General features: G+C 39.6%; 6 protein-coding genes and 1 pseudogene. 4 read left to right on the top strand and 3 right to left on the bottom strand.

Going from position 1 to position 7,741, the window contains the following annotated elements; genetic code table 11:
• A partial coding sequence (locus C4E06_RS25605; protein WP_157951253.1) for an iron uptake porin occupies window positions 1-468 on the top strand: 468 nt, incomplete at its 5' end.
• A 79-nt stretch (window positions 469-547) separates the two neighbouring features.
• Here C4E06_RS25605 and bioD read toward each other — a convergent pair.
• The 3 genes and pseudogenes from bioD to C4E06_RS25590 form a co-directional block, all read right to left on the bottom strand.
• Window positions 548-1,214, bottom strand: a pseudogene (bioD, locus tag C4E06_RS25600) (dethiobiotin synthase).
• A gap of 1 nt (window position 1,215) precedes the next feature.
• Window positions 1,216-2,685: a CIA30 family protein gene (locus C4E06_RS25595; RefSeq protein WP_107671172.1), complete on the bottom strand. Its 1,470-nt coding sequence runs from the start codon at window positions 2,683-2,685 to the stop codon at window positions 1,216-1,218.
• Between the two features lie 118 nt (window positions 2,686-2,803).
• Window positions 2,804-4,405 carry an NAD(P)H-quinone oxidoreductase subunit 4 gene (locus C4E06_RS25590; protein ID WP_107671171.1) on the bottom strand — a complete coding sequence of 534 codons (1,602 nt, stop codon included), beginning with the start codon at window positions 4,403-4,405 and terminating at the stop codon, window positions 2,804-2,806.
• A 406-nt stretch (window positions 4,406-4,811) separates the two neighbouring features.
• On the opposite strand from C4E06_RS25590, the gene C4E06_RS25585 reads away from it, so the two are divergent.
• From C4E06_RS25585 to C4E06_RS25575, 3 genes are read left to right on the top strand one after another with little or no spacing between them, the layout of a single operon-like run.
• A complete protein-coding gene (locus C4E06_RS25585; RefSeq protein ID WP_009545310.1) occupies window positions 4,812-5,450 on the top strand; it encodes a microcompartments protein in 639 nt (212 codons plus the stop codon).
• A gap of 37 nt (window positions 5,451-5,487) precedes the next feature.
• Complete coding sequence (locus C4E06_RS25580; RefSeq protein WP_107671170.1) at window positions 5,488-6,159, top strand: ATP-binding cassette domain-containing protein; 672 nt, start codon at window positions 5,488-5,490, stop codon at window positions 6,157-6,159.
• 54 nt (window positions 6,160-6,213) lie between these two features.
• A complete protein-coding gene (locus C4E06_RS25575) occupies window positions 6,214-7,599 on the top strand; it encodes a hypothetical protein (protein WP_107671169.1) in 1,386 nt (461 codons plus the stop codon).
• Window positions 7,600-7,741: the final 142 nt, after the last annotated feature.

Genomic DNA, 7,741 nt, shown 5'->3' with positions numbered 1-7,741 from the left:
CGTGTTGCGAGTGATCCTTTCTTTGATGCAGCTACCCTTCGGGATAGTTACGGTATTACAGGAGATTGGCGCATTAATGATACATTCCACCTATATGCTACCGGTGCTTACGCATTAGCTCGCGCTCAAGGATATGCAAACCCTGCTAATGGTGATGATCGTCGTGGTTTAGGGGCTGACTTATGGACTTGGTCGGCTATCCTGTCTATGGTTGATTTGTTTAAAGAAGGAGCTGTTCTTTCTGTGGGTGGTGGACAATATGTTACCGCCGAACGGGTCGAGACTCTTCCTGGAGACTTACAGTCTATCGATAAAGACACACCTTATATCATTGAGGCTCAATACAAATATCCTCTGACTGATGGTATTTTGTTAACTCCCGGTTTCTATACGGTGATCAATCCTGAAGGGGATGAAGATAACAATACGATCTGGGTAGGGGTTTTACGGGCTACTTATAAGTTCTAATTGAATAGTGAACAGTAAACAGTGAACAGTAAACAGTGAACAAAAACTGGTAACTGGTAACTGAAAACTGTTCACTGATTTAAAATAATATTTCTAACTCTAAATTAGAAGCAACATGAGCTAATTTACTCATATCATTGATATTTTCTAAGTAGGGAATAATGCCCAAAATAGGAACTTGTGTTAAAGATTGTATGAGAGAAATAGGAATAAAATCAGCAATTTCTTCGTCAGAAAGGGCATTAGGACAACTAAAAATAATTCCTTTTAAATTAACTTTACACTGACGGGCTAAGGCTACATTGGCCACGGTTTGAGCGATCGCCCCTAACTTGACGGGAACCACTAACACCGTCGGTAAACGCCACTCTCCTGCGAGATCAGCCACAGTTAACTCCCAAGTAACAGGAGAACCTAAGCCCCCCAGTCCCTCCGCTAAAACGAGTTTTTTTTCGCTGTTGTAGGTCATTTAACCCTTGCCAGACCTGATTTAATGGAATTGGGCGGTTTTCCCTCTCAGCCGCCACAGGAGGAGCCACAGGGGTGTCATATCGTAAGGGGTTGACCACTTCGACATCAGGCCATAACCGTTGATAATGTTCTGCGTCCCCTGTGCCAGTTTGCACTAATTTAATGATCCCCAATGACTGAGAGGGGCGATAGGTTTGCCAATAAGCAGCTAACGCTGATGTTACCACCGTTTTACCCACTTCTGTATCGGTTCCAACAATGAATAGAGTTGTCATGTTAATCTGTTTCTAAAGCTGCGATCGCTGGTTTGGTCTGTCCCTGGTCTGGTTTTTCATCTTCGCATACTTCAAAGGTTTTTTGACAAGCTTCTGGCCACCGTAACACTTGTAAACAGAGATCGGCGATCGCTTCTCGACTCACTTGCCCTTTTAAATTATCTCCTTGATCAAAGATTAAGGCTTTATTCCCAGGGTTCTCCGTCAAGGCACAAGGTCGAATAATGGTATAGTTTAACCCACTTTCCCGTAGCACGTCTTCTCCTTTCAATTTCCAGGTGAGAATACCACCCAGTTTATCGTTCATTTTCACAGCAGGGGGTTGTTCTTCTAGGTTAAGATCAGAGCGACCCGGACGAGTGACACCCGCCGAACTAATTAAAATAAATTGTGGTGTATTTGCACTTCCTCCGTAAGCTTTAATAGAAGTGACTTCTAGACGAAATAAACCGGGGGAAAACTTCGGGTTTAAAGCTCCATCATACTCGAATTTTGTTTGCATGAGTTGCATGGAATAGACACAACTGGGGTCAAAGTTGCCCATTTCTGGCACAGTTTTGGCACGAAAAACGGGTATTAACTCAGAAAAGGGAATACGTACTGTTGTGGGCGTATTATTAAAGGTATCAAAGGAGTAACTATAACCCACACCATCCCATTTACCTTCGCAACGAATAATAAACTTATAGCGTTTGCCGTCTCCTTGTACCCTTAATTCTATGCCTTCATAATCAGATAAATCTAAAGGTGGGTTAATATTTTTCGTTCTTACTGAGGCAAACCCCCCATTATTAGCGGTTGAAACATTCCCAGAAAATACCGCTTTATCTTGTTCTAAACGAATACTACTTTCGCTGACTCCTCCCATCACCACATCATCCACTGCACCCCAAGTGTCTTTTATTTGTTCGGTGGGATGGGTAAAATCGAATAATAATTTTGTATCAGACCTAATATATTTTTTTACCTTTTCGGTTAAATGTTTCATCCCTAAATATTCCACTGCTTGGGGACTATCCACCACTTGTGGCATATAAAATTTAGTGCCTTGATAATATTTATCACGGTTGGGGGTATCTCCTTCGACCGGTTGAACCCGGGTTCCCACACAGGAGATAACCGCCGAAACATTGTCTAATAGTCGTGGGGTCAAGGTTTCGGGACGGGTAACATCCCCTTGAACCAGTTCTACCCTTTCATCAAAGAGATTTTTTGCTGTTTCTTTATCTCTAACTAAGGCGCGGACGTGATAATTTTGAGCTAATAAACGGGCAACCACACGCTTACCTACGCCTCCGGTAGCTCCTGTAACTAATATCATACCCATAGTGCTATTTTTTTGTTTTGGTGAGATGGGATTATTTTTTTTGAATCGTTTTTGCAGATCACTAATAAAAGGAATTAACTCAAAGTCATTTAATGTTGTAATAAAACGCTTAAAATCCCAAGGTTTACGTTCTTTTTCACTCATTATTTTATCCTGTAACTGTTCCTCTTTTATCAAGATAACAATTCTATCGACCTTAAAACCATAGGGGCTTAATATTATTAAGCCCCTACTAATTATTATTTAATTGATTTAACCGTGATTAATCAATTTCAGGTGCAACAAATACGGTTGAAGCTAACTCTTCATCAATATTATTTTGACGAGACATTTCTTGTTGTTGAGCGATGGTAGGTAGAGCAGCACGGGCTTTAGAAGCGACTTCTACGGTTTTCACATCATAAGTTGTAGTCGCTAACTTAGGATATAACCCAATACCGATGATAGGGAGTAATAAACAAGCAGTGATGAACACTTCACGGGGTTTAGCATCTAAGCTAAAGCCATCTAACTTTAACCCTTCGTTCTTTTCACCGTAGAATACAACCCGTAACATGGATAAGAGGTAAATGGGGGTTAAAATTAAGCCCACTGCAGTTAAAAAGATAACTACAGTTTTAAAGGTGGAACTATAGACATCACTATTAGCCACCCCTAAGAATACGGTTAATTCTGCCACAAATCCACTCATTCCAGGTAATGCCAAGGATGCCATAGACGCTGCCGTAAATAAAGCGAAGGTTTTGGGCATTTTCTTGGCTAAACCACCCATTTCGTCCATCATTAAGGTATGGGTGCGTTCATAAGTGCTACCGCAAAGGAAGAATAAGGCTGCTGCAATCAAACCGTGGGATACCATTTGTAACACTGCCCCATTCATGCCTAACTCAGTAAAGGAGGAAATACCAATGAGAACAAAGCCCATGTGAGAGATAGAAGATGAAGCGAGACGACGTTTGAGGTTAGTTTGACCAAACGCGGTAAACGCCCCGTACACCACGTTAACCACCCCTAAAATAAGCAGTAAGGGGGCAAACTTAATATGAGCATCCGGCAACATTTCGATGTTGAAGCGAATTAACCCGTAACCGCCCATTTTCAACAAAACACCGGCTAAAATCATGGAGACGGGGGCAGAGGCTTCGCTGTGAGCATCCGGTAACCAAGTATGTAAGGGGAAAATAGGAAGTTTTACACCAAAAGCGATTAAAAATCCTGCATAAGCTAATAGTTCTAGGGCCAGGGGAAACTCTTTCATCCCTAACTGGGCCATATCAAAGGTAACTGTGTCACCATAGAAAGCCATACCTAGGGCTGCCACTAAGATAAAAATGGAAGCCAGGGCTGTATATAAAATAAATTTTGTGGCTGCATAAAGACGCTTATTGCCACCCCAAATAGAAATTAATATATAGACGGGGACTAGCTCTAGTTCCCACATAAAGAAGAACAATAATAAGTCTTGTGCAGCAAATACACCCATTTGCGCGCTATAAAGCACTAACATGAGGAAATAGAATAAGCGAGGCTTTTTCTCAACTCTCCAAGAGGCTAATAACGCTAAAGTGGTAATTAGTCCTGATAAAACAATTAAAGGCATCGATAACCCATCGATACCCACTGACCAGTTTAAACCGAGTTGGGGAACCCAAGCATAGGTTTCTTCTAGCTGAAAACTGCTGTTGTTGAAGTTGTATTCATTGAAAACCGCGTATATCGTTAAGGCGAAGTTGAATAAACCCACCCCTAAAGCATACCAACGAACCGTTTTGCCTTCTTTGTCAGGAATCAAAGGAATGGCAAACGCCGACACTAGAGGGACAAGAATGATTGCTGTAAGCCAGGGAATTTCGGTGATAACCATAAGTTAGTAATAAATACTCAGGTTTGCTTTCCCCTATTATATAAACTTTTGTAACAATTTGAAAAGAGATGTTACTAAAAAATTTTCTAGGGTTTATATAGATTTTTGTCTATTTTATTTTAATTTTACATTTAAAAAAGACAATGTATGGCTTTAAGGGAATAGGTTGATAGAATGCACTATTGCCACCCCCTCTAACTCCCCCTTTTGTGAGGGGGAGAACCCTTGCCCGTTCCCTCCAAGGCTGTTACCTTGGTCATACTGTTTGACCCCAATTGATGCGAACATTTGTTCGTATCTACAGGTCATATAGATGATTCTTGATAGTTAAAAAGTCAAACATGGTAATTTGTTGTAGGAGACAAATTTATGACAGCTTACTGAATAAGCATCGGAGAGTTAAATCTTGGGCGTTGAATTAAGAAGTTACGTTTATCTAGATCGTTTACAATCGCAACACGCGGCCTATATTGGAACCGTTGCATTAGGCTTTTTACCCTTGCCGGGGGATGCTTCTTTGTGGATTGAAATTTCCCCAGGGATAGAAATTAATCGTATTACTGATGTAGCCTTAAAATCGGCCGTGGTTCGTCCTGGGGTACAATTTGTCGAACGACTGTACGGCCTTTTAGAAATTCATTCAACTAACCAAGGGGAAACTAAAGCAGCCGGACAAGCCATTTTAGCAGCATTAGGAGTGAAACGGCGAGACTGTCTCAAACCGAGGGTAGTTTCTAGTCAAATCATTCGTAATATCGACGCTTATCAAGCACAATTAGTGAATCGTAACCGCCGGGGACAAATGTTACTCGCAGGACAGACGTTATACGTCCTTGAGGTTCAACCGGCAGCCTATGCAGCCTTAGCAGCGAATGAAGCGGAAAAAGCAGCTTTAATCAATATTTTACAGGTTTCGGCCATTGGTAGCTTTGGACGGTTATATTTAGGAGGAGAAGAAAGGGACATTATTGCCGGTTCTCAAGCCATTTTAGCGTCTTTAGAGAATGTGCCAGGACGAGAACATGGTCAAACGTCCAATGAGTGAACAGTGACCAGTTATCACTAAAAATGATGAGGCCAAGATGCAAGGATCAATGAAACCATTATTACAATTATCTAATGTGGGATTAAGTGATCCTTTGGGAAGACATCAATTGTTAGAGAATATTTCTTTTACGGTTAATCGGGGCGATCGCTATTGCATTGTTGGCCCGTCGGGATCGGGTAAAACCACTCTATTACGTCTAATTAATCGTTTAAATGATCCCACTAGCGGATCAATTTTATTTGAATCTCAACCCCTAAAACAATTACAAGTTATTCCCCTGCGTCAAAAAATTGTTTTAGTTCCCCAAGAACCGAAATTATTAGGGATGACAGTCCAAGAAACTCTAGTTTATCCTCTAAAATTACAAAAATTATCCCCTACTGAAATTAATCAACGACTGGACTACTGGCGATCGCAATTATCCATTCCTGATGATTGGTTAGAACGCAATGAGTTACAACTATCTTTAGGACAACGACAATTAATCACTATTGTCAGAGGTTTAATGATGGAACCGACCTTATTATTATTAGATGAACCCACCTCTGCTTTAGATCGTGACAAAGGGTTACAACTGATCGAAGTGTTAAAGAAGATAACAGCAGAGGCGACAATGACCGTTCTTATGGTAAACCATCAATTAGAACTGGTAGAAAAATTTACAACACAAGTTCTAAAATTAAACCGAGGCAAACTACAACAGTGAACAGTAACCGATAAATTTGACGGGCCACTGATAACTGATAACTGGTAACTGATAATGGACTCACCTAACCATCAACCGTACAAAAGCAAACTCTTTAACTTTGTTAACCGTCAATCTTTACGATGGCGCGATCGCTTAATTCGTAGCGCGCAATATCTGAGAGTCGGGGCAGAATGGAGCATACAAATCCTCATTTACCCTGTCTATCTAATGGTACAGGCAGGACGGGCAACCCGTAAACAGTTAAGACGTAGTTTCACTTCATTAGCATTACCTAACAATAATCCTGTTGCTTCGACTCCTCAAGTTGATCGACCTTTAAAACGGGTTTTTCAAGAAACCGAACATTGTCTAACCCAAGGCAAAAACAAACCAATAGGCAACAATAATCATCATAAAAAAACGCCTCTCATGATTCAAGGAGTCGCGAGTGAAATAGAGAGTCATAACCTAATTTTAGTGGCTGAAAATAACACAATTATTGATATTCTTTCGGAGACGCAACAAAAGCATTTAAAGAACTATATTCGCTTAGAAACTGCTAATTATTGGTACGATTTGAAACAAAATAAAAGGGATAGTTTAGGATTAATTCACACCTTTTCTGAAGATGAATATCATGTTTTACCTCCCATTCGTTGGTTTTGGCAAGTCATGGGTTGGATGCAAACGGGAACATTAGCCATGACCCTAGATTTCTTTGGAGAATCTTCTTTAGTACCTGTGGTTCCACAAAATACGATTACTACTTTATCAAAACCATCACCGGTTTTTCAAGAAGAAAATAGCACAAAATTATTACCATCATCTTTTTCTTTCCAACAGAAATTGCAACAATGGAGAGAACATATTAGGCAAAAAAGTAATGAGTCTTTAAATATTGATAATGATGATCCCTTCCGCATAGAATTTCTGATTTATGCTGCCATTGACTACTTTTTTAATCGGGTGACTCCTCACCAAAAATTAACATCAGGTTCAACTCCGAAAAGTTTACAATCATCATCTGAGACACTTGATAATTCTTGGTTATCTTGGGATGATTTATATCAACAGGTTCCTTCTGATAATCATTCTGATTCGGGTCAATCTTCTTCTAATTTTTTATCTCAATCTGATCCATCATCTCATCAACCTAAACCATCTTTTAGAAAAAGCAAAAAAAGAAAACATAATTTTGCAAAAAATAGTCAATCTTTAGTAAAATCTACCTCTAATTTACAAAAAAGCAATAACTCTCAAAAAAACACTCATTTAAATTATCCTCAATCTAACCATCAAATAGATAGAAATTCATCAAATTGGGTGGAGACAGAAGCAAAAAGTAGTGGCTATATTAAACATCCTTTAGTTAAGGTTTTAGAATGGCTAGACTCAGCTATTCATTGGTTAGAAACATTAGTGAATAAGTTAACTCAGTTATTACGAAAAAAACCCTAATTAATCCATGAATAATTAATAATTTTCGTCTCCGCTTTCAAATTATAACAAAATCGAACTCGGAGACCTTGTCATTATCCTCGATCTCTTGTATTGTATAGTGTTAGAAAAATGTTAAGTTTTTATCTCGTAACTAAACTTT

Source organism: Cyanothece sp. BG0011 (assembly GCF_003013815.1).
Taxonomy (GTDB): Bacteria; Cyanobacteriota; Cyanobacteriia; order Cyanobacteriales; family Microcystaceae; genus Crocosphaera.
This window is presented reverse-complemented; position numbering and strand designations above follow the sequence as displayed.

Bases quoted from the DNA above. Each gene is read 5' to 3' on its own strand.
- C4E06_RS25590 (WP_107671171.1), bottom strand. From the start codon at position 4,405: ATGGTTATCACCGAAATTCCCTGGCTTACAGCAATCATTCTTGTCCCT.
- C4E06_RS25595 (WP_107671172.1), bottom strand. From the start codon at position 2,685: ATGAGTGAAAAAGAACGTAAACCTTGGGATTTTAAGCGTTTTATTACA.
- C4E06_RS25580 (WP_107671170.1), top strand. From the start codon at position 5,488: ATGCAAGGATCAATGAAACCATTATTACAATTATCTAATGTGGGATTA.
- C4E06_RS25575 (WP_107671169.1), top strand. From the start codon at position 6,214: ATGGACTCACCTAACCATCAACCGTACAAAAGCAAACTCTTTAACTTT.